Annotated in this window: 17 protein-coding genes and 1 pseudogene; 10 read left to right on the top strand and 8 right to left on the bottom strand. The window is 69.7% G+C overall.

Annotation, left to right across the window (positions count from 1 at the left end; genetic code table 11):
• Positions 1-4: 4 nt before the first annotated feature.
• From ACIREI_RS25545 to ACIREI_RS25535, 3 genes are read right to left on the bottom strand one after another with little or no spacing between them, the layout of a single operon-like run.
• The gene (locus tag ACIREI_RS25545) at positions 5-916 is read right to left on the bottom strand and encodes an ABC transporter ATP-binding protein (protein WP_403337029.1); all 912 of its coding nucleotides are present in this window, start codon (positions 914-916) and stop codon (positions 5-7) included.
• A complete protein-coding gene (locus tag ACIREI_RS25540) occupies positions 913-1,839 on the bottom strand; it encodes an ABC transporter permease (protein ID WP_403337028.1) in 927 nt (308 codons plus the stop codon). The genes ACIREI_RS25545 and ACIREI_RS25540 overlap by 4 nt, the downstream gene beginning before the upstream one ends.
• Positions 1,829-2,818 carry an ABC transporter ATP-binding protein gene (locus tag ACIREI_RS25535; protein ID WP_403337401.1) on the bottom strand — a complete coding sequence of 330 codons (990 nt, stop codon included), beginning with the start codon at positions 2,816-2,818 and terminating at the stop codon, positions 1,829-1,831. The genes ACIREI_RS25540 and ACIREI_RS25535 overlap by 11 nt, the downstream gene beginning before the upstream one ends.
• A gap of 291 nt (positions 2,819-3,109) precedes the next feature.
• Here ACIREI_RS25535 and ACIREI_RS25530 point away from each other — a divergent pair, with 291 nt between their 5' ends.
• The 7 genes and pseudogenes from ACIREI_RS25530 (at position 3,110) to ACIREI_RS25500 (ending at position 9,911) form a co-directional block, all read left to right on the top strand.
• A complete protein-coding gene (locus tag ACIREI_RS25530) occupies positions 3,110-3,961 on the top strand; it encodes a M24 family metallopeptidase (RefSeq protein WP_403337026.1) in 852 nt (283 codons plus the stop codon).
• A gap of 8 nt (positions 3,962-3,969) precedes the next feature.
• Entirely contained in the window at positions 3,970-5,727 is a 1,758-nt protein-coding gene (locus ACIREI_RS25525; RefSeq protein ID WP_403337398.1) for an SDR family oxidoreductase, read from the top strand.
• 75 nt (positions 5,728-5,802) lie between these two features.
• Positions 5,803-6,798, top strand: a complete 996-nt coding sequence (locus tag ACIREI_RS25520; RefSeq protein WP_403337396.1) for a MerR family transcriptional regulator — start codon at positions 5,803-5,805, stop codon at positions 6,796-6,798.
• 122 nt (positions 6,799-6,920) lie between these two features.
• Positions 6,921-7,469 (top strand): RNA 2'-phosphotransferase, encoded by a 549-nt coding sequence (locus ACIREI_RS25515; protein WP_403337023.1) that lies wholly within the window; start codon positions 6,921-6,923, stop codon positions 7,467-7,469.
• Positions 7,470-7,494: 25 nt separating this feature from the next.
• Positions 7,495-7,963 (top strand): annotated as a pseudogene (locus tag ACIREI_RS25510) (hypothetical protein).
• Positions 7,964-8,005: 42 nt separating this feature from the next.
• Positions 8,006-8,908, top strand: a complete 903-nt coding sequence (locus ACIREI_RS25505; RefSeq protein ID WP_403337020.1) for an LLM class flavin-dependent oxidoreductase — start codon at positions 8,006-8,008, stop codon at positions 8,906-8,908.
• Positions 8,909-9,038: 130 nt separating this feature from the next.
• Positions 9,039-9,911, top strand: coding sequence for an HAD hydrolase family protein (locus ACIREI_RS25500; protein ID WP_403337018.1), 873 nt, complete (start codon positions 9,039-9,041; stop codon positions 9,909-9,911).
• 15 nt (positions 9,912-9,926) lie between these two features.
• On the opposite strand, the gene ACIREI_RS25495 is transcribed toward ACIREI_RS25500, so the two are convergent.
• The 4 genes from ACIREI_RS25495 to ACIREI_RS25480 all read right to left on the bottom strand — a co-directional run bounded on the left by ACIREI_RS25495 (position 9,927) and on the right by ACIREI_RS25480 (position 17,293).
• Entirely contained in the window at positions 9,927-11,009 is a 1,083-nt protein-coding gene (locus ACIREI_RS25495; RefSeq protein ID WP_403337015.1) for a M23 family metallopeptidase, read from the bottom strand.
• Positions 11,010-11,167: 158 nt separating this feature from the next.
• On the bottom strand, positions 11,168-14,680 hold the full coding sequence (cydD, locus tag ACIREI_RS25490) for a thiol reductant ABC exporter subunit CydD (RefSeq protein ID WP_403337012.1): 3,513 nt from the start codon (positions 14,678-14,680) through the stop codon (positions 11,168-11,170).
• Between the two features lie 64 nt (positions 14,681-14,744).
• Positions 14,745-15,764: a cytochrome d ubiquinol oxidase subunit II gene (gene cydB, locus ACIREI_RS25485; protein ID WP_403337009.1), complete on the bottom strand. Its 1,020-nt coding sequence runs from the start codon at positions 15,762-15,764 to the stop codon at positions 14,745-14,747.
• Positions 15,765-15,784: 20 nt separating this feature from the next.
• A complete protein-coding gene (locus ACIREI_RS25480) occupies positions 15,785-17,293 on the bottom strand; it encodes a cytochrome ubiquinol oxidase subunit I (protein WP_403337007.1) in 1,509 nt (502 codons plus the stop codon).
• 141 nt (positions 17,294-17,434) lie between these two features.
• Here ACIREI_RS25480 and ACIREI_RS25475 point away from each other — a divergent pair, with 141 nt between their 5' ends.
• The gene (locus ACIREI_RS25475) at positions 17,435-17,827 is read left to right on the top strand and encodes a cyclophilin-like fold protein (protein ID WP_403337004.1); all 393 of its coding nucleotides are present in this window, start codon (positions 17,435-17,437) and stop codon (positions 17,825-17,827) included.
• Between the two features lie 43 nt (positions 17,828-17,870).
• Here the strand turns inward: ACIREI_RS25475 and hisC are convergent, their stop codons facing one another.
• Positions 17,871-18,950, bottom strand: coding sequence for a histidinol-phosphate transaminase (gene hisC, locus ACIREI_RS25470; protein ID WP_403337001.1), 1,080 nt, complete (start codon positions 18,948-18,950; stop codon positions 17,871-17,873).
• 429 nt (positions 18,951-19,379) lie between these two features.
• Between hisC and ACIREI_RS25465 the strand changes: the two genes are divergently transcribed.
• Together ACIREI_RS25465 and ACIREI_RS25460 are read left to right on the top strand one after the other, a co-directional pair.
• Positions 19,380-20,492, top strand: a complete 1,113-nt coding sequence (locus tag ACIREI_RS25465; RefSeq protein ID WP_403336998.1) for a LacI family DNA-binding transcriptional regulator — start codon at positions 19,380-19,382, stop codon at positions 20,490-20,492.
• A 241-nt stretch (positions 20,493-20,733) separates the two neighbouring features.
• The gene (locus ACIREI_RS25460) at positions 20,734-21,810 is read left to right on the top strand and encodes a metallophosphoesterase (RefSeq protein WP_403336996.1); all 1,077 of its coding nucleotides are present in this window, start codon (positions 20,734-20,736) and stop codon (positions 21,808-21,810) included.

Raw genomic sequence — 21,810 nt, 5'->3', positions numbered from 1 at the left:
CCTCCTACGCCGCGACGAGATACGAGAAGACGGACTCGAGGGACTCGTCGGACGGCGAGACCGTGAGCAGACGGATGCCGTGGTCGCGCGCCACCCGCGGCAGCAGGGCCGTGAAGCGGCCGAAGTCGACCGCCTGGATGTGCAACGCGCCCTCGGCCAGGTCGACCTCGATCCCGGACGTCGACGGATCGGCGATCAGCGCGGCGGCGAGAGTACGGTCGTCGCTGGAGCGCACCAGGTAGCGGTGCGGGCGGTCGGTCATCAGGCGACGGATCTTGCGGAAGTCACCGCTGGCCGCGTGCCGTCCGGCGACGACCACCTCGATGTGCCAGGCGAGTTGCTCGACCTCTTCGAGGATGTGGGAGGAGAACAGCACCGTGCGGCCCTCGTCGCCCATGCGTCGCAGCAGGTCCATGAGTTGCATGCGCTGGCGCGGGTCCATGCCGTTGAAGGGCTCGTCGAGCAGGAGCAGCGAGGGGTTGTGGACGAGGGCGCTCGCCATCTTCACGCGCTGGCGCATGCCCTTGGAGTACGTCTGGATCTTGCGGTCCTGCGCGTACTCCATCTCGACCGTGGCCAGGGCCTTTTGGGCGGCCTTGGCGCCCAGGCCGTGCAACTCGGCGTTGGCGACGACGAATTCGCGCCCGGTGAGGAAGTCGTACATCGCCTCGCGCTCGGGGACGATGCCGATGTGCTTGTAGATCGACTCGTTGCGCCAGACCGGCTGTCCATCGAGGGTGACGGTGCCGGTGGAGGGGGCGAGGAAGCCGCCCATCATGTTGATGAGGGTGGACTTTCCGGCGCCGTTGGGGCCGAGGAGGCCGGTGACGCCGGGGCCGATCGTCATGGTGATGTCGTTGACGGCGACCACGTTGCCGAACCAGCGGGAGACGTGGTCGATGGAGAGCGTGGTCACAGTCCGACCTTTCGGTAGCGGCGCATCAGGAGGCCGTAACTCGCAGCGATCAGGCCGAGGGTGACGAGGACGTAGACGACGCCCACGCCGTCGCTCGGGCCCACACCGCCGGGGAACGCGGAGCGCGCGCCCAGGAAGGCCGACTGCACCCCGTCGATGAGGGTGACCGGCGAGAACAGCCCGATCCAGGCGATGGCGCCGCTGCTGCCCCCTCCGTCGCCGAGGGACTGGGCGTGCGCGATGGCCTGGAGGGTGGACACCGCGCCGTAGGAGATGGTCAGGACGGCGATCACGGCCGCGATGCCGAAGCCCCGGCGCGGGGTGACGGATGCGATGACCAGGCCGAGGCCGGCGAAGAGCAGAGAGAGCAGTGTCACGGAGACGAGTCCCTGTGCGAATCCCTTGGTCTGGTCGGCGAAGTCGAGCTTGGCCAGCAGCGCGCCCACGTAGAGCACGATCAGCGGGGCCGCGGTGAGGATGAACAGCGCGGAGGCCAGCGCCGCGAACTTCGCCCGTACGTAGTCGGCGGTCTCGATGGGCCGCGAGAAGTACAGCGGTACGGTCTTGAAGCGCAGGTCGCGCGAGACTGACTGGGGTGCCTGCGAGGCGACGTACAGGCTGATGACGGCCTGCATGATGATCGCGTAGCGCGTGTAGTCGACGGGCAGGTCCTTGGCCTTGGTGGCGACCGCGACGGCCACCATGATGGCCGCGGGCACGCACATCACCACGAAGAGCAGCATCGGCAGCACCTTGGACTTCACCGAGCGGCCGAGGCCGTAGGCGCCGCGCAGGGACTGCGAGTAGAGGGACCGCGTGGCGTAGGAGCGGCCTAGGCGGGGGCCGTCGTAGCTGCGGTAGCCGATGTTGTGGATGCGGGTCTGGTCACCCGGGTGTGTCGCTACGGGATGTTCAACCGCCATGGCCGACCGCCTCCTTCCGCTGTGCGTCGGTGCTCTGCTCGCTGCCCTGCTCGGTGTCCGTGAAGACCTCCGAGATGTGGTGCCGGCGCTGTTCCATGCGCACCAGGCCGAGGCCGAGGTCGGCGACCACGTCGCGCACCAAGTCGTAGGTCTCGTCGCCCCGCGCGGTGAGCAGCAGGATGTGGCCGGCGCCGGGAAGGCCGCCGCTGCCGTCGAGAACGTCCACCCCGCGCGCGTGGAGTGCGTCGCGCACCGCGCGGGTGCCGTCCGGGTGGTCGTCGGTGTCGGTGACCTCGATGGCGAGGGTCGTCGTGGTCTGGGTGAAGTCGGTGGTGGAGCTGGACCGCAGGAGCTTGCCGCCGTCGATGATGACGACGTGGTCGCAGGTGCGCTCCAGTTCGCCGAGGAGGTGCGAGGTGACCAGGACCGAGATGCCGAAGTCGGTGTGGATACGTCGGATGAGGCCGAGCATCTCGTCGCGGCCGACGGGGTCGAGGCCGTTGGTCGGCTCGTCCAGAAAGACCAGCTGCGGGTCGTGCACCAGGGCCTGCGCCAGCTTCACACGCTGCTTCATACCGGTCGAGTAGCCGCCGATGGGGCGGTAGCGCTCCTCGTACAGACCGACGTGGCGCAGCGTGTCCGCGGTGCGCTCGCGCGCGGCCGTGGGCGGCAGGCCGGACATGCGCGCCATGTGCACGACGAACTCGGTGGCCGAGACGTCGGGCGGCAGACAGTCGTGCTCCGGCATGTACCCGACGCGCTCGCGGATGGCGCCGCCCTTGGTGGCGACGTCGAGGCCGAGCACTTCGGCGCGGCCCTCGGTGGCGGGGGACAGACCCAGCAGGATCTTGATCAGTGTGGACTTGCCGGCTCCATTGGCTCCGACGAGTCCGGTCACACCGGGCCCGACGTCCACGGAGAGCCGGTCAAGCGCGGTCACCCTGGGGAACCGCTTGCTCAGGCTTTCGGTCGCGATCACAGTCACGCTTCGAAGGTAGTGACACGGGCCACGCCGGTCGTCACCCCGCAGAGCTGTCTTGGGATCAGACTCCAGGACTACGGGGCCCTAGGGGTCACCCCTGAAGTCGAACAACTCGGCCCAGGTTTTCCACATCGTCGGAGACGTCGGCGGGGGTGTCCCCGGAGACTCAGCGAGGTTTTCCACAGCCCTCGGCGACCCTATTGACGCAGCCTCTAACAACTGTCACATTCACCGGTGTCAAGTTACGGGCACGTACCGCAGTCAGCGTGGACGAAGTGGGGCGGTGGCATGACTACGGCGGCGACAGGCGAACTCCGTGCGGATTCCGCGGAATTGCGGGGGTTCAGGCAGGTCCAGCGGTTGGCGTACGAGTGCGCCGAGGCCGTCGCGGCGCGGCTGGAGCCGGGTATCACCGAGCGCGAGGCGGCGCGTATGCAGCGCGAGTGGCTGCTCGAGCGCGGTGTGCGGGACTGGTTCCATCTCCCCTTCGCCTGGTTCGGGGACCGCACGGCGTTCGTGGACTTCCGCATCCCGCTGCAGTTCTTCCCCACCAACCGCCGACTGGAGCCCGGGATGCCGTTCATCCTGGACATGGCCCCTGTGTACGACGGCTACACGGCCGACATCGGCTACTCGGGCTCGCTCGGCATCAACCCCGTCCAGGACAAGCTGATGGCCGACCTGGAGGCGCATCGGGAGCTGATCCTTCGCGAGGTGCGTGAGCGGCGGCCGCTGCGGGAGATCTACGAGGACGTGGACCGGCTCATGGTCCGCCAGGGCTATGCCAACCGGCACCGCGCCTATCCCTTCGGTGTGATCGCGCACAAGGTCGACCGGGTGAAGCAGCGCCGCTGGTCGGCACATGTCTTCGGGTTCGGCACCCAGTCCCTGAAGGGCCTGGCGAGCGACGCGCTGCACGGTCACCGCGAGGGCTGGTCCCCGCTGTGGTCCCCGTACCGCTTCTCCGACCACCCGCCGCAGCCGGGCCTGTGGGCGGTCGAACCACACCTGGGCTTCAGGGGTACGGGCGCTAAGTTCGAGGAGATCCTGGTCGTCACCGACTCCGCGGATCCCGAGGAGAGCGCCTTCTGGCTGGACGACGATCTGCCGCATGTGCGGCGCTGGGCGGAGGAGAAGTGACGGTGCCGGTGACTCTTCAGGGCGCGCGTGAACGCCGGGTGCGCACCGGCGGGGTCGAGCTGTGCGTCGCCGAGCTGGGCGACCCCGGGCAGCCGACGGTGATCCTCGTGCACGGCTATCCGGACAGCAAGGAGGTGTGGTCCGAGGTCGCGCCGCGGCTGGCCGACCGCTTCCATGTCGTGCTGTACGACGTCCGCGGCCATGGCCGCTCCACGGCACCGAAGCCGCTGCGGGGCGGCTTCACGCTGGAGAAGCTGACGGACGACTTCCTGGCCGTCGCGGACGCGGTCAGCCCGGACCGGCCCGTGCATCTGGTGGGCCACGACTGGGGCTCGGTGCAGTCCTGGGAGTTCACCACCGTCAAGCGCACCGAAGGCCGGATCGCCTCCTTCACCTCCATGTCCGGCCCGTCCCTCGACCACTTCGGTCACTGGATCAACAGGCGCCTCAAGCACCCCACCCCGCGCCGGATCGGCCAACTCCTCGGCCAAGGCGCCAAGTCCTGGTACGTCTACGCGCTGCACACGCCCGTGCTGCCCGAACTGGCCTGGCGCGGCCCTCTCGGCAAGAGCTGGCCAAGGCTGCTGGAGCGCTTCGAGAAGGTGCCCGGCGCCGGCTACCCGACCCCGTCCCTGCCGACGGACGCGGCGCACGGGGCGTGGCTGTACCGCGACAACGTACGGGCCCGGTTGCGCCGTCCGCGCGCGGACGCGTACGCGCACGCGCCCGTGCAGCTCATCACGCCCCTCGGGGACGCCTTCCTGTCGGAACGGCTCTACGACGAACTGGAGCTGTGGGTTCCGCAGTTGACCCGGCGCACGCTTGCGGCGAAGCACTGGATCCCGCGCAGCCGCCCCGATCAACTAGCTGCCTGGATCACGGAATTCGTGACCTCCGTGGAGGGCGGGCGGCCGGAGGCGGTGACGGGGACGGGGAAGTACGCCGACCGCTTCGGCGGGCAGCTCGTCCTGGTCACCGGCGCCGGCAGCGGCATCGGGCGGGCGACGGCGTACGCGTTCGCCGAGGCAGGCGCGCGCGTGGTGGCCGTCGACCGGGACGCCGAGGCCGCGGCCCGCACGGCCGAGATGTCCCGTCTGATCGGCGCCCCCGCGGCCTGGGCGGAGACGGTCGACGTCTCCGACGAGCAGGCCATGGAGAAGCTCGCCGAGAAGGTCGCCACCGAGTACGGCGTGGTGGACGTCCTGGTCAACAATGCAGGGATCGGCCTGTCGGGCTCCTTCTTCGACACCACACCGGAGGACTGGAAGAAGGTCCTCGACGTCAACCTGTGGGGCGTCATCCACGGCTGCCGCCTGTTCGGCAAGCAGATGGCCGAGCGCGGCCAGGGCGGCCACATCGTCAACACCGCGTCGGCGGCGGCGTACCAGCCCTCCAAGGCACTGCCCGCCTACAGCACCTCCAAGGCAGCCGTACTGATGCTGAGCGAGTGCCTGCGCGCGGAGCTGTCGGGCCAGGGCATCGGTGTCACCGCGATCTGCCCCGGCTTCGTCAACACCAGCATCACCTCGACCGCGCACTTCGCCGGCGTCGACGCCGAGGAGGAGAAGCGGCGCCAGAAGAAGTCCGCGCGGCTGTACGGGCTGCGGAATTATCCGCCGGAGAAGGTCGCCGACGCCATCCTGCGGGCGGTGGCGCGGGGCGAAGCCGTAGTTCCCGTGACGCCAGAGGCACGTGGGGCGTACCTCATGTCGAGGTTCACACCGAGAGTGCTGCGTAGGATCGCGCGATTGGAGCCGCCGCTATGAGCTCGGCGATGGGCGGCGAGTTCGGCGCCACCCCTACAAATGCAGCGCCACCGCCACGAGTTCGGCACCACCCCTATGAGTGAGGTCAGCCGCTTCGCCGACCAACGCGGTGAGGCCGGCCACGCGGCCGGCGGGCCGGCCCCTCCCGCCTACCGGATCGAGGACCTCGCGCACCTCAGCGGTGCCACCGTCCGCACCATCCGCGCCTACCAGGACCGAGGCCTGCTCCCTCGCCCCGAGCGCCGCGGCCGGGCCAACGTCTACTCCGAGGCCCACCTCGTCCGCCTGCGCCAGATCGCCGACCTCCTCGACCGCGGCTACACCCTGGCCTCCATCAAGGAACTCCTGGAGGCCTGGGACGCCGGCCGGGGCCTCGGCGGGGTGCTCGGGCTGGTCGCCGAGGTGGACGGGCCGTGGACCGACGAGGAGGCGGTAAGGATCTCGCGCGCCGAGTTGGACGAGCGCTTCGGCGGCGCCCCGGACGACGCGGCGGTGGCCGATGCCGTGGACCTCGGCGTCCTGGAGTCGGTCCCCGGCGACGAGGATTCTTTCCTCGTTCCGAGCCCTCAAGAACTCGCCGTGGCCGTTGAGTTGCATGCGGCCGGGGTTCCTCTGGCCGCGATCTCGGGCCACCTAAGGGAGTTGAGAGGTCAGGTCGAGCACATCGCCGCCCGCTTCCTGGAGTTCACCACCGAACATGTCTTCGCCCGTTACCTCGACGGCCCACACCGTCCGACCGACGCCGAAACGGCCGAGGCGGCCTCTCTCGTACGACGGCTGCGACCGCTCGCCCAGCAGACCGTGGACGCGGAACTCGCTCGTGCCATGCACCTGTTGGCCGTGCGGCACCTGCGTCAGCGCCTGGACTCGGGCGACACCCCGGATCTGCGGAATCGGACGCGTTCCGTGACCCTCCCCGTCGACACGATGGCCGCCGTGGAGAGGCTTGTTGGCACCGAGCAGGCTTCGTCCTTCATCGCGCTGGCGGCCGAACGGGAGGTGCGTGCCCGCGCCTTGGACCAGCTCGCCACAAGTCACATTGCGTCAACTGACCTTGACGAAACCTCTTGAGGCGACGGGTCGTTGTCCACAGAATCGCCAATTCCCCTGTGGATAACCGCACTTGGTTGTGGATCAAACATCCGGAGCGAAATCATTCGCGTGATTCACACCGCTCCCGGCACGCTGGTCGCATGGACGAAAGACGCATTGTGAAGGTGTCGAAGTACCTCTCGAAGCACCTGCGCCATCAGCCCGAGCGCATCGGGCTCACGCTCGACGAGGCCGGCTGGGTCGAGATCGACACCCTGATCGCCGCCGCGGCCGCGCACGGATTCCGGTTCACCCGAGAAGAGCTGGACCACGTGATCGCCGCCAATGACAAACAGCGCTTCGCGATCGAGGGCACCCGGATCCGCGCCAGCCAGGGCCACAGCATCGACGTCGACCTCGGACTGCCCCCGGCGACGCCCCCGCCGTACCTCTACCACGGCACCGTGGCCGGCAATCTGGACGCGATCCGCGCCGAAGGGCTGCGGCCCATGAACAGGCACGACGTGCACCTCTCATCCGACCGCGAGACCGCCACGCGGGTCGGCGCCCGGCGCGGCCGCCCCGTGGTGCTCTCCGTGGACGCCGGCGCCATGCAGCGCGACGGCCATGTCTTCCACGTCAGCGCGAACGGCGTGTGGCTGACGAAGGCGGTGCCGCCGGAGTATCTGCGCTTTCCCGAGTCGCACTGACCCTGCGCCCGGCAAGATCAGTGGTATGGACCATTGCAGGGACCGTCACAAGGAACACCTCCCCACTACCGAAGCCGCCGTCACCGCCCTCCGAACGGTCGCCGCGGAGTACGGGCGCGAGATCGAGGTGAGCCATGACATCGGCGCCGACCAGACCTTGCGCCGCAGCGCCGCGGGCGTCGGAATCACCACGGACCGGGACGGCTCACTGCCCCACGAGGCGTACGTCGAGTTGGGCGGCCTGCCCCGCGTGAGCGTACGGCTCTATCCGGAGGACGACGCGCTGATCACCGTCGGGCGTCGAATGCCCCGACGTCCGGCGCGACGATGTGCCCGCCTTCCTCCGCTCCCTCTACGACGGCCTGGCCAACGTCAAGGCGCGCCGCTTCCCGCCGGGCCACTTCCTGATCGTGCCGCTGCCGGGCGACCGCACGTATCGGGAGTACATGCCGATGATCGGCCTCACTCCGTGGCTGAGCAGCCGCGTGCGGTGACTGTTTCACGTGAAACCCGTGCGGCCGCTTAGGCTCGACAATATGAGTCTGCGCCTGAGCACCGTGATCCTCCCGTACCGCCGCTGGTCCGAGGGGGGCCGCGAGGCATGGCAGCGCGCGGAGCAGCTCGGCTTCCACACCGCGTACACCTACGACCACCTGTCCTGGCGCACCTTCCGGGACGGCCCGTGGTTCGGTGCCGTGCCGACGCTGACCGCCGCCGCGGCCGTCACCGACCGTCTGCGGCTCGGCACCCTGGTGACCTCGCCGAACTTCCGGCATCCGGTGCCCTACGCCAAGGAACTCATCTCCCTCGACGACATCTCCGGCGGTCGCTTCACGCTCGGCGTCGGTGCGGGCGGCTCCGGATTCGACGCCACCGTGCTCGGCCAGGACCCCTGGACGCCGCGCGAGCGGGCCGACCGGTTCGCCGAGTTCGTCCAGCTGCTGGACCGGCTGCTGACCGAGGACTCGGTGTCGTACGAGGGCGACTTCTATTCGGCGCACGAGGCGCGGAACATCCCGGGCTGTGTGCAGCGCCCCCGGCTGCCCTTCGCGGTCGCCGCGACGGGACCGCGCGGACTGCGGCTCGCGGCGCGGTACGGGCAGGCGTGGGTGACCACGGGCGACCCCAAGCTGTACGAGAACGGCACTTCTGAACAGTCGGTTCAAGCCATTCGTGGACAAGCCGAGAAGCTGGCCGACGCCTGCGCCGAGATCGGCCGGGACACCGCCGACCTCGACAAGGTCCTGCTCACCGGTTTCACCCCTGACCGCGGCCGTCCGCTGGAGTCCCTCGACGCGTTCGTGGACTTCGCGGGGCGCCATCAGGAACTGGGATTCACCGAGATCGTGGTCCACTGGCCGATCCCCGACTCCGACTTCGCGGCCGACGAGAAGGTCTTCGAGCAGATCGCCATGGAGGCGGCGGCTCAGCTGCGGTGAACCGGTCGCGCGCGACAGTGCTGGTCAGGGCCGCGTGGGCAGGTATCGCAGGGGCAGTTTCTCCTCAGGTGCCGCCTCAGATGTGCGGACTGCCGCACGGTCGTGCAGGCATATGCGGGAGAATGACCCGGTGACCTCAGCGACTCGACAGCCCCAGACCCCGGCCGCCGCCGCTGTCCGCCCGCGGCTCATCGCCACCGACCTGGACGGCACCCTTCTGCGGGACGACAAGTCGGTCTCCCCCCGCACGGTGGCCGCGCTGGCCGCCGCCGAGGACGCGGGCATCGAGGTGTTCTTCGTCACCGGCCGCCCGGCCCGCTGGATGGACGTCGTCAGCGACCACGTCCACGGTCACGGCCTCGCGATCTGCGGCAACGGCGCGGCCGTGGTCGACCTGCACGGCGGTCCCGGCGCCCACCGGTTCGTGAAGGTGCGGGAGCTGGCGCGGGAGAACGCGCTGGACGCCGTACGGCTGCTGCGCGAGGCGGCTCCGGGCACGGTGTACGCGGTGGAGCAGACGTACGGCTTCTACCAGGAGCCGGACTATCCCAAGCTGCACATGGAGATACCGGACGAGCTCGCGCCGGCCGAGGACCTCCTGGCGCCGGACGCCCCCGGGGCCGGCGAGCCCGTGCTCAAGATCCTCGCCTACCACCGCACCCTCGATCCCGACGCCTTCCTCACCCTCGCCCGCCTCGCCATCGGGGACCGCGCCAATGTCACCCGTTCCAGCCCCAGCGCCCTGCTGGAGATCAGCGGCCCCGGCGTCTCCAAGGCCAGCACGCTCGCCCTGTGCTGCGCCGAGCGCGGTATCTCGCACGAGGAAGTCGTGGCCTTCGGGGACATGCCGAACGACGTCGAGATGCTGACGTGGGCGGGCCAGTCGTACGCCATGGGAAATGCGCACCCGGATGCCGTCGCCGCCGCGTCGGGGCGGACGGTCGCCAACAACGAGGACGGTGTGGCGGTCGTGATCGAGGAGCTGCTGGCACGGCGGGACTAGACCCGGGCCGACCTCCTATCCCATCTCGACCCCCCGCGCCGCCAACCACCGCACCGGGTCCACCGCCGAGCCCATCTCCGCGGTGATCCGCACTTCGAAGTGCAGGTGGGGCCCCGTGGAGTTGCCGGTCGTGCCCGTCTGGCCGATCCACTGCCCGGTGTCCACGCGCTCGCCCTGGTCGACGGCGGCGGAGGCGAGGTGGGCGTACTGCGTGTAGTAGCCGTCCGCGTGCCGGACGACGATCTCCATGCCGAAGGCGCCCCCGCACGACACCCTGACCACGCGCCCGTCCCCGACCGCCCGCACCGGCGTGCCGATCGGCACCGCGAAGTCCTGCCCGGTGTGCTGGTTCGCCCACCGAGCCCCGCCGCTGCCGAACGCCGCGGACAGCTCGTACGACTCCACCGGCGCGACCCACTCGGTCGTGAAGTCCGTCCGCGGTTGGTCGAGGCGCACGGCACCGGCGCAGGAGCCCGCGGCCACGGAGGCGTCGGCCTGCCCCTGCAACTGCCACCGCGCCGCTTCGAGCTTCTGCTCGATGCCCTTCTTCAGCTCGGCGAGCTCGGCGTTGCGCCTGTCCAGGGCCTGCCAGGCCGCCTCGGCCCTCGCCTCGTCCGCGACCAGCCGGGCCTCGGCGCGACGGTTCTTCTCGATGGCGTTGCTGACGGCCAGGTTCGTCTGCGAGAAGACGTGCTGACCGCGCATCAGCTGGTCCGGGCTCTTGGCGAGGATCAACTGCGCGGTGAGCGGCATCCCGCCGCTGCTGCGGTACTGGGCGCGTGCGATCCGGCCCAGGTCCTCGTGCAGGATGCCGATCTGCCGTCGCTCGCGGTCGAGTAGCGCCTCGATCCGCCGTGCCTTCGCCCGCTGCGCCTCGGCCTTCTGCCGCCCCGCCTCGTACCGCTGCGTCGCCAGGGCCGCGTCCTCGTACAGCCGCGCCACCTGCGCTCCGAGGCCCAAGTCACCGCCGGTTCCCCCGCCGTCGCGGGCGGGGGTGTCCTTCCCGTCACCGGCGGCGTCGGCAGCCGGGGCCACGAGGAGGGCCAGCGCGCACAGCAGCGCCGGAACGAGCAAGCGTTTACGGCGATATGAGCGCATGTCAGCGATCCTGGCCCGCGGACCGGGTCCGGGTCTCGTTCGGGTCGTACGCCTGGGGGACTTCTTGCTGCGGACGGGTCAGTACGGCTGTTGACGCGGCGTCGACGAGCGGTCCCCCGCCGGACAGCACTCACCCACGGCCACGGGCCGGTCGCGCGCTACGCCGCCCCCACCAGGGAATCCGCCTCCTCCTCCCGCTCCACCATCCCCCGCAGCGGCCCGTCCACAGCGGCCAGCTCCGCGAACGTCCCCCGCTGCACCACACGCCCCTCGCCCAGGACGACCACCTCGTCCACCGCTTCCAGACCGGCCAGTCGATGGGTGATGAGCAGGGTCGTACGGCCCTCGGTGGCGGCCAGCAGGTCGGCGGTGAGGGCGTCGGCGGTGGGCAGGTCGAGGTGCTCGGCGGGCTCGTCGAGCACGAGGACGGGGAAGTCGGCGAGCAGTGCACGGGCCAGCGCGAGCCGCTGCCGCTGTCCGCCCGACAGCCGCGTCCCGTGCTCGCCCACGAGCGTGTCCAGCCCGTCGGGCAGGCTCTCGGCCCAGTCGAGCAACCGGGCGCGCTCGAGGGCGTCCCGCAGTTCGGCGTCGGTGGCGTCCTTCCTGGCGAGGAGCAAGTTCTCGCGCACGGAGCTGTCGAAGAGGTGCGCGTCCTGCGCGCACAGACCGACGAGCCGCCGTACGTCGTCGCCGTCCAGCGCGTACGCGTCCACGCCGCCCAGCGTGTAGGAGCCCGCGTCCGCGTCCAGGAAGCGCAGCAGGACCTGCGCCAGCGTCGTCTTGCCGGACCCGGACGGGCCGACCACGGCGATCCGGCGCCCCTCGTCCAGGGTCAGGTCGAGGCCGGCGAGCGCGTCCCTGCCCTGCCCCGCGTGACGGGTGGTCAGGCCCCTGACGGCGACCGGGAAGGGCGACGCGGGCGCCTGCCGGGGCTGCTCCGGCTCCCGTACGGGCCCGGGGGCGTCCAGCACCTCGTACACGCGCTCCGCGCTCTTGCGCACCCGCTGCCGGTACTGCACGGCGAGCGGCAGCCCCAGGACGGCCTCGAAGGCAGCCAGGGGGGTCAGGACGACCACGGCCATCGCCACGCCGCCCAGCCGCCCTTCGGCGACCGCCTGGGCGCCCACGAGGGCGGTGGCGGCGACGGTGAGCCCGGAGACCAGCGCGATGAGTCCGTCGCCGAGCGCGGTGGCGGTGGCGGCCCGCGAGGCGATCCGGGTGAGCACCCCGTCGGCCCGCCGCACTTCGGCCGTACGGCTGGGCAGGGCGCCGGCGACGGTGAGCTCCGCGGTGCCGGTGAGCAGATCCGTCACGCGTGTCGCGAGCACCCCGCGGGCAGGGGCCAGCCTGCGCTCGGCACGGCGGGCGACGGCACCCGTGACGAGCGGGACACCGGCCCCGGCCGCCAGGAGCCCCACCGCGAGCACGGCACCGGCCTCGGGCAGCAGCCACGCGGTGAAGCCGACGGCCCCGGCGGACACCACGGTCGCCGCGGCCGCGGGCAACAGCCACCGCAGCCAGTAGTCCTGCAGCGCGTCCACGTCGGCGACGAGCCGCGACAGCAGATCGCCGCGACGCGTGCGGCGCAGCCCGGCGGGCGCGAGCCGTTCCAGCCGCCGGTACACGGCGACCCGGGTGTCGGCCAGCATGCGCAGGACAGCGTCGTGCGACACCAGCCGCTCGGCGTAGCGGAACACGGCCCGCCCGATACCGAAGGCCCGCGTCGCCGTCACGGCCACCATCAGGTACAGCACGGGCGGCTGCTGCGAGGCCCGCGAGATGAGCCACCCAGAGGTCGCCATGAGCCCGACGGCGCTGCCGAGCGCGAGGCTCCCGAGCAGCAGCGCGAGGGCGAGGCGACCGCGCCGGGGGCCGGACATGGCGCGGACCCGGGCAAGGGCACCCCGTGCGTCTGCATCCGTCGCGGGAGACACGGCCTCGGTGTCGTCCGTAACGGAACCTTCGTGCGCTTCCCGCTCGATCGGACGGACAACGGACGCCCCGGGCAAGGCCTCTGCCTGCACAGGTGCCACGGCTTCCGCGAGCCGCACCACCCGGTCTGCAACGCCCAGCAGCGCCGGCCGATGCACCACCAGCAGCACCGTCCGCCCCACCGCCAGCCTCCGCACGGCCTCGACGACCTCGGCCTCGGTGGCCCCGTCGAGCGCGGCCGTCGGCTCGTCGAGCAGCAGTACGGGCCGGTCCGCGAGGAACGCCCGGGCCAGCGCGAGCCGCTGCCGCTGCCCCGCGGACAGCCCGGTCCCGTCCTCACCCAGCACGGTGTCGACGCCCCGGGGCAGCGCGTCCACGAACTCCAAAGCCCCGGCGTCCCCCAGCGCACGTCGCACGGCGGCATCGTCCGCGTCAGGGCGCGCCAGTCGTACGTTCTCGGCGATCGTCCCGGCATACAGATGCGGCCGCTGCGGCACCCAGGCAATGCGTGAGCGCCATTCCCGCAGATCGAGTTCGGCGAGATCGACTCCCCCGACCAGCACCCGTCCCTCGGCGGGCCGCACGAATCCCAGCAACACGTTCAGCAGCGTCGACTTGCCCGCGCCGCTCGGCCCGACGAGCGCGACCGTCTCCCCTGGCTCGACGGCGAGAGACACGTCCGCCACGGCGTCGGTGGACCGCCTGGGGAAGCGGACGGAGACGCCCTCGAACGACACCGTCCCCGTCGGCACCGCAGCGGTCCCCGAGGCCGGCACCGGAGTCTCCAGCACCTCGAAGATCTCCTCGGCCGCGGCCAGCCCCTCGGCCGCCGCGTGGTACTGCGCGCCCACCTGACGCAGCGGGAGATAGGCCTCGGGCGCCAGCACGAGGACGACCAGGCCGTCGTACAGATTCATCTCGCCGTGGACGAGCCGCATGCCGATCGTCACGGCGACCAGGGCCACCGAGAGCGTCGAGAGCAGTTCCAGCGCGAAGGAGGAGATGAAGGCGATCCGCAGGGTCCGCATGGTCGCCCTGCGGTACTCGCCGGTGATCCGCCGGATCGACTCGGCCTGCGCCTTGGCCCGCCCGAACACCTTCAGAGTCGGCAGCCCGGCGACGACGTCCAGGAAGTGCCCGGACAGCCGGGACAAAAGCCGCCACTGACGGTCCATCCGGGACTGCGTGGCCCAGCCGATCAACATCATGAAGATCGGAATCAGCGGCAGGGTGCCGACGATGATCGCCGCCGAGACCCAGTCCTCGGTCACGATCCGGGCCAGCACGGCCACGGGCACGACCACCGCGAGCCCCAACTGCGGCAGATAGCGCGAGAAGTAGTCGTCGAGGGCATCGACTCCGCGCGTGGCGAGGGAGACGAGCGAGCCGGTTCGCTGTCCGCTCAGCCAGCCGGGCCCCAGTGCAGCCGACCGCTCCAGCAGCCTCACCCGTAGCTCCGACTTCACCGCCGCGCTCGCACGGTGAGCGGCGAGCTCGGTGAGCCACGCAACGACCGCGCGGCCGACCGCGACGGCCGCCAACAACAGCAGGGGAGTGCGCAGTTCAGCGGCGGACATCCCGTGCTCGAACGCCCCTACCACCGCCTCGGCGATGAGCATCGCCTGTGCGATGACCAGCACCACACCGACGGCACCCAGGCCGACGACCGCGATCAGGAAGAGGCGAGTGGTGCGGGCGTATCGGAGGAGACGCGGATCGATCGGTTTCACGTGAAACATGCCCTTCGGTCCAGGGCGGGGTGTTTCACGTGAAACATCGTGAACCACCCCGCCCGCAACGGACTCAGTGCGTGGCCCCCGCAGCGGCGTCCGCGGCAATGTGCTGCGTGCCGATCCGCTTGCGGAACACCCAGTAGGTCCAGCCCTGGTAGAGCATGACAATCGGCGTGGCGATCACCGCGCACCAAGTCATGATTTTCAGGGTGTAGGGGCTCGACGAGGCGTTGGTGACCGTGAGGCTCCACTCGTCATTGAGCGAGGACGGCATGACGTTCGGGAAGAGCGTCAGGAAGAGCATCGCCACGGCGGCCACGATGGTCACACCGGAGAAGGCGAACGACCATCCCTCGCGCCCGGCCTGGTTCGCCAGCAATGCCGCCACCAGCGCGGCTACGGCCACCACGAGAGCGACCAGGCTCTGACCGTCGCCGTTGTCGACCTGCGTCCAGAGCAGGAAGATCAGCGCCAGCCCAGCGGCGACGAGACCGACCCACAGGGCCAGAGACCGAGCCCGCTCCCGGATCTCCCCGACGGTCTTGAGCGCGGTGAACACCGCCCCGTGGAAGGTGAACAGCGTCAGCGTCACCAGACCACCGAGCAGCGCATACGGGTTGAGCAGGTCCAGGACGGTGCCGACGTACTCATGACTCTGGTCGAGCTTCACGCCCCGCACGATGTTGCCGAAGGCCACACCCCACAGGAACGCCGGGATCAGCGAGCACCAGAAGATCGCGTGCTCCCAGTTGCGCTGCCAGTTCTCCTCAGGCCGCTTGGCCCGGTACTCGAAGGCCACGCCCCGGACGATCAGGCAGACCAGGATGAGGAGCAGAGGCAGGTAGAACCCGGAGAAGAGCGTGGCGTACCACTCGGGGAAGGCGGCGAAGGTAGCACCGCCGGCTGAGAGCAGCCACACCTCGTTGCCGTCCCAGACGGGGCCGATGGTGTTGATCAGCACCCGCCGCTCGGGCCGGTTACGGGCGAGCAGCTTGGTGAGGACGCCCACCCCGAAGTCGAAGCCCTCCAGGAAGAAGTAGCCGATCCACAGGACGGCGATCAGGACGAACCAGACGTCGTGAAGTTCCATGACTGTGCAGCTCCCTCGGCCTAGTACGAGAAGGCCATCGGCTTGTCGGCGTCACGGGAGTCGCCGCCGATCTTCGTGGGCGGGTTCAGGTCGGCCTCCGTCAGCTCGGGCGGCCCGGCCTTGATGTACTTCGCCAGCAGCTTGACCTCGACGACGGCGAGGATGGCGTAGAGCGTGGTGAAGACGATCATCGAGGTGAGGACTTCGCCCTGGGAGACGCCGGGGGAGACCGCGTCACGGGTGCGCAGGACGCCGTAGACGACCCACGGCTGGCGGCCCATCTCGGTGAAGATCCAGCCCCAGGAGTTGGCGATCAGCGGGAAGGCCAGGGTCCAGATCGCGATGCGCCAGTACCACTTCGTCAGCTTGGGGCCGAGCGCCTTCTTCGGGAGCAGCACCAGATGCGGCACCTCGTCATCTCCGACCCTCAGGTGCCGCGGCAGCAAGAACTTCTTGCGGGTCAGCCAGAGCCCGATCAGACCGATGGTGAACGACGCCATACCGAAGCCGATCATCCAGCGGAAGCCCCAGTAGGCGACGGGGATGTTGGGCCGGTAGTCGCCGGGCCCGTACTTCTGCTGCTCGGCCTTGTTGACGTCGTTGATGCCCGGGACGTACGAGGTGAAGTCGTCCTTGGCCAGGAAGGACAGCAGGCCCGGAATCTCGATGGCGACCTTGTTGTGGCCCTTGTCCACGTCGCCGATGGCGAAGACCGAGAAGGGCGCCGGCTCCTCGCCGTCCCACAGCGCCTCGGCCGCGGCCATCTTCATCGGCTGCTGCTCGTACATGATCTTGCCGAGGACGTCGCCGCTGATCGCGGTGAGCATGCCGCCTATGACGACGGTGACCAGGCCGAGCCGCAGCGAGGTCTTCATCTCACGGATGTGCTTCTTGCGCAGCAGGTGGAAGGCGGAGATGCCGACCATGAACGCCCCGCCGGTGAGGAAGGCCGCCGAGAGGGTGTGGAAGGCCTGCGCAAGCGCGGTGTTCTGGGTCAGCACGAGCCAGAAGTCGGTGAGCTCGGCCCGTCCCTTCGCCTCGTTGATCCGGTAGCCGACCGGGTGCTGCATCCACGAGTTGGCCGCGAGGATGAAGTACGCCGACAGGATCGTGCCGATGGAGACCATCCACATACAGGCCAGGTGGATCTTCTTCGGCAGCTTGTCCCAGCCGAAGATCCACAGGCCGATGAAGGTGGACTCGAAGAAGAAGGCGATCAGAGCCTCAAAGGCGAGCGGAGCACCGAAGACGTCACCGACGAAGCGGGAGTAGTCGGACCAGTTCATGCCGAACTGGAACTCCTGCACGATGCCGGTGACCACACCCATCGCGATGTTGATCAGGAAGAGCTTGCCCCAGAACTTCGTTGCTCTGAGGTACTTCTCCTTCTCCGTGCGCACCCAGGCGGTCTGCAGCCCGGCCGTCAGGGCGGCCAGCGAGATCGTCAGGGGGACAAACAGAAAGTGGTAGACGGTGGTGATACCGAACTGCCAGCGCGCCAGAGTCTCCGGCGCCAAAGCCAGGTCCACGTCGCCGCTCCTTACCTACGCTTGTGAAAGCGTTCACATTCACAAGCAATTATGCAGCACCCACTTTCCGTCCCCTGAGGGGGGTCCCTCATAAGGGTCAACCTCTTGGCGCGAACTTCAACATATTGTTGAATCGCCTGCATGCAGACACAGACACCGCTACGGATACGGATCTCCTGGCCCGCGGGACACCTCACCGCGGCCCTCGACGACACCCCGACCACGCAGGCCCTCGCCAAGGCCCTGCCCCTCGTCTCCACCGCCCGCACCTGGGGCGAAGAGGTCTACTTCGACATGGGCGTCGCCGTTCCACGTGAAACCAACGCCCGACAGGTCGTCGACCCGGGCACGGTCGCCTTCTGGACGGACGGAGACGCGCTCGCTCTCCCCTACGGGCCCACGCCGATCTCGCGAGACGACGAGTGCCGCCTCGCGAGCCCGTGCAACGTCCTCGGCCACATAGACGGTGACCCCCGCCTGCTGGCAACCGTCCGCGACGGCGACCCCGTGCGCGTGGAACTCGTGGACTCCTGACCTGCTTGCGGAGCCCTACAGCTCCTTGGCTGCTCGCGGAGCCCTACAGCTCCTTGCGGAACCCTTCCGCCACCTTCAGGAAGATGTCGTTCGCCTCGGCCTCCCCGACCGTCACCCGCACACCCTCGCCCGGGAACGGTCGGACCACCACGCCGTGCTGCTCGCACGCCGCCGCGAAGTCGACCGTGCGCTCCCCCAGCCGCAGCCACACGAAGTTGGCCTGGGTCTCGGGCACCGTCCAGCCCTGGGCACGCAGCCCGTCGACCACGCGATTGCGCTCGCACACCAACGAACCGACCCGGCCGAGCAGTTCATCCTCGGCGCGCAGCGAGGCGATGGCCGCGTCCTGCGCGAGCTGGCTCACCCCGAAGGGCACGGCCGTCTTGCGCAGCGCCGCCGCGACCGGCTCATGGGCGATCGCGAAGCCGACACGGAGGCCGGCGAGGCCGTACGCCTTGGAAAACGTCCGCAGGACACAGACGTTCGGCCGCTCACGGTAGATCTCCACACCGTCCGGCACCTCGGGATCGCGGATGAACTCGCGGTACGCCTCGTCGAGCACCACGAGCACATCGCCGGGCACCCGGTCGAGGAACCGCTCCAGCTCGGCCCGCTTCACGACCGTACCCGTCGGATTGTTGGGGTTGCAGACGAAAATCAACCTGGTGCGGTCGGTGATGGCGGCGGCCATCGCGTCCAGGTCGTGCACATCACCCGGGGTCAGCGGCACCTTCACGGACGTGGCACCGCTGATCTGCGTGATGATCGGGTACGCCTCGAAGGACCGCCAGGCGTAGATGACCTCGTCGCCGGGTCCGGAGGTGGCCTGCAGCAGCTGCTGGGCGACGCCGACCGAGCCGGTGCCGGTGGCCAGGTGGGAGGCCGGCACGCCGAAGCGCTCGGACAACTCGTTCATCAGCGCCGTGCACATCATGTCCGGGTAGCGGTTGAAGGACGAGGCGGCGGCCGTCACGGTCTCCATCACGCCGGGCAGCGGCGGATAGGGGTTCTCGTTGGAGGACAGCTTGTAGGCCACCGGACCACCGGCCGCGGCGGGCTTGCCGGGCTTGTAGGTCGGAATCCCCTCCAGCTCGGCGCGCAGCTTGGGGCTCGTCTCGCTCACCGCAGTCCTCCTCGCGACCACCGACGGCCCATCACCACCGCCGGCTCCAATACTCCTCACCTTATGAGGATTCCGCGCCGATGCGTACAGGTGTGACGCCCTCGAGTGCAGACCCCTTCTGCCACACCAGCATCAGGGGCATCGTCGTACGAAGTTGTACGAATTGGGGGGGCGCGTCACACATATATCTATGCGCCGGTGGCTCGCGCCGTGGCGCGCATCCCCCGTGAAGGTGAGTTGAGACCTCTTCGAAACATCGGGCACTTGGCAGGCCCATGCGCGCCGACAAGTCAGGTCTTACGATTGGAACGTTCAACTCCCTTGCTTTCCAAGGGGATTGATGATCTATGACCTTGCAGAAACGTGCCTGTCAACGCGTGCATATGCGTCCGCACTACCCCACCGCATGAGCCCTACTATCGGCTCGCCATGACAGCAGCAGGGAAGCACCAGGTGAGCCGCGCGGAAACCTCACGCCGAGGCAGTCGACCCGGCCGGGCCGGCATCAGAGACGTGGCCGCCGCTGCCGGAGTCTCCATCACGACCGTCTCCGACGCCCTCAACGGCAAGGGCCGGCTCCCGGACGCCACCCGACGCCATGTTCGCGAGGTCGCCGACCGGCTGGGCTACCGGCCCTCGGCCGCCGCCCGCACACTCCGTACCGGCAAGTCAGGTCTCATCGGCCTGACCGTGACGACATACGGGGATGAACCTTTCACCTTCACGGAGTTCGCGTACTTCGCCGAGATGGCCCGCGCGGCCACCTCGGCCGCGCTCGCCCGCGGCTACGCCCTGGTGATCCTCCCCGCGACCTCGCGCCACGACGTCTGGTCGAACGTCGCCCTCGACGGCACGGTCGTCATCGACCCGTCCGACCAGGATCCGGTCGTCAGCGAGCTGGTCAGACAGGGTCTGCCGGTCGTCTCCGACGGCCGCCCGGCCGGTTCGCTCCCGGTCACCGCCTGGGTCGACAACGACCACGAGGCCGCCGTACTCGGCATCCTCGACCACCTGGCCGACGCGGGCGCCCGCCGGATCGGACTGCTGACGGGCACCACGACGGACACGTACACCCACCTGTCGACCACCGCCTATCTGCGCTGGTGCGAGCGGGTCGGCCAGGATCCGGTGTACGAGGCCTACCCGGCGCACGACCCCTGCGCCGGCGCCGTCGCCGCCGACCGGCTGCTCGCCCGCCCCGACCGCCCCGACGCGGTCTACGGCCTGTTCGACCCGAACGGCACCGACCTGCTCGCCGCCGCCCGCCGCTACGGCCTGCGCGTACCGGACGATCTGCTTCTGGTCTGCTGCAGCGAGTCCACGGTGTACGCCAACACCGAGCCGCCCATCACCACGCTCTCCCTGAAGCCGCGTCGCATCGGCACGGCCGTGGTCCAGCTCCTCATCGACGCCATCGAGGGGGTCGCGTCGGACCAGCCGGTCGAGCAGGTGATACCTACCGAGCTGATCGTGCGTACCTCGTCCCAGCGACGTCCGCCGCGTACGACGGTCAGCCCACCTCGGTCACCCGAGGAGCGGTAGGAGCTGGTCGGGGGAGGGCACAAGCAGGTCGAGGAGCGAAGAAAGCGCGGTCATCGGGCGGCCGAAGCCGTGCCCAATCGGGGCGAAAGCCGCGGTGAACAGGAGTCCTGCTCCGATTCACCACCCCTGGGTCATCACATGGCGCGATCGGCATTCCTATGATGGGCCCACGACACCCGCGGGCCGCTGCGACCAGGCAGTCCGATGCGGTGCAGCTGCGGCGCGATGGTGGAGGGGTCTGATGACTCAGGGGGCCGGTCAGGGACCCGAGATGGAGCGGACGGCGACGTTGCGCGACTTCCGAGTGCCCGCTTACGTCCACGAGACCGGTCCGTACGCCCACAGCATGCACCCGGGCGACGTCGCCCCACCCCTCGACGAGGCCTATCCGGAGGGCTACACGCCCACGGAGCGCGACCTGCCCGTGATCAACCGCGGTGACACCCTTCAGGTGACCGTCGACCCCGCGTCCGTGCCGGCTCCGCAGCCGGCGGACAGTCCGGGCCCGCTCTTCGTCGTCGGTGATGTGCACGGCTATCTCGACGAGTTGGTCGCCGCCCTCCAGGAGAAGGGCCTCATCGACTCGGCGGGTAACTGGTGCGCGGGCACCGCCCGGCTGTGGTTCCTCGGCGACTTCACCGACCGCGGCCCCGACGGCATCGGCGTCATCGACCTCGTGATGCGGCTGTCGGCGGAGGCCGCCGCGGCCGGCGGCTACTGCAAGGCCCTGATGGGCAACCACGAGTTGCTCCTGATCGGCGCCAAGCGGTTCGGCGACACCCCGGTCAACTCCGGTGCGGGCACCGCCACCTTCCAGGCCGCCTGGCTGCTCAACGGCGGCCAGAAGACCGACATGGACCGTCTCCAGGACCACCACCTGCAGTGGATGTCCCGGCTGGACGCCATGGAGCAGGTCGACGGCCATCTGCTCGTGCACTCGGACACCACCGCCTATCTCGACTACGGCGACTCGATCGAGGCGGTCAACGACACCGTCCGCGAGACGCTCACGCGCAACGACGCCGACGAAGTCTGGGACCTGTTCCGCAAGTTCACCAGGCGGTTCTCCTTCCGCGACGAGGGCGGCGCCGACCACGTTCGTTCCCTGCTCGATACGTACGGCGGCACCCGCATCGTTCACGGCCACAGCCCCATTCCGTACCTGCTGGGCGAGGTCGGCTCCGAGGAGGGCGAGGACAGCGCCGGGCCCGTGATCGAGGGACCGCACGTCTACGCCGACCGCCTCGCGATCGCGATGGACGGCGGCGTGACCATGGCCGGGAAGCTGCTGGTCCAGCAACTTCCCCTGGATATCTGA

Source organism: Streptomyces sp. NPDC093591 (genome assembly GCF_044764885.1).
Taxonomy (GTDB): domain Bacteria; phylum Actinomycetota; class Actinomycetes; order Streptomycetales; family Streptomycetaceae; genus Streptomyces.
This window is presented reverse-complemented; position numbering and strand designations above follow the sequence as displayed.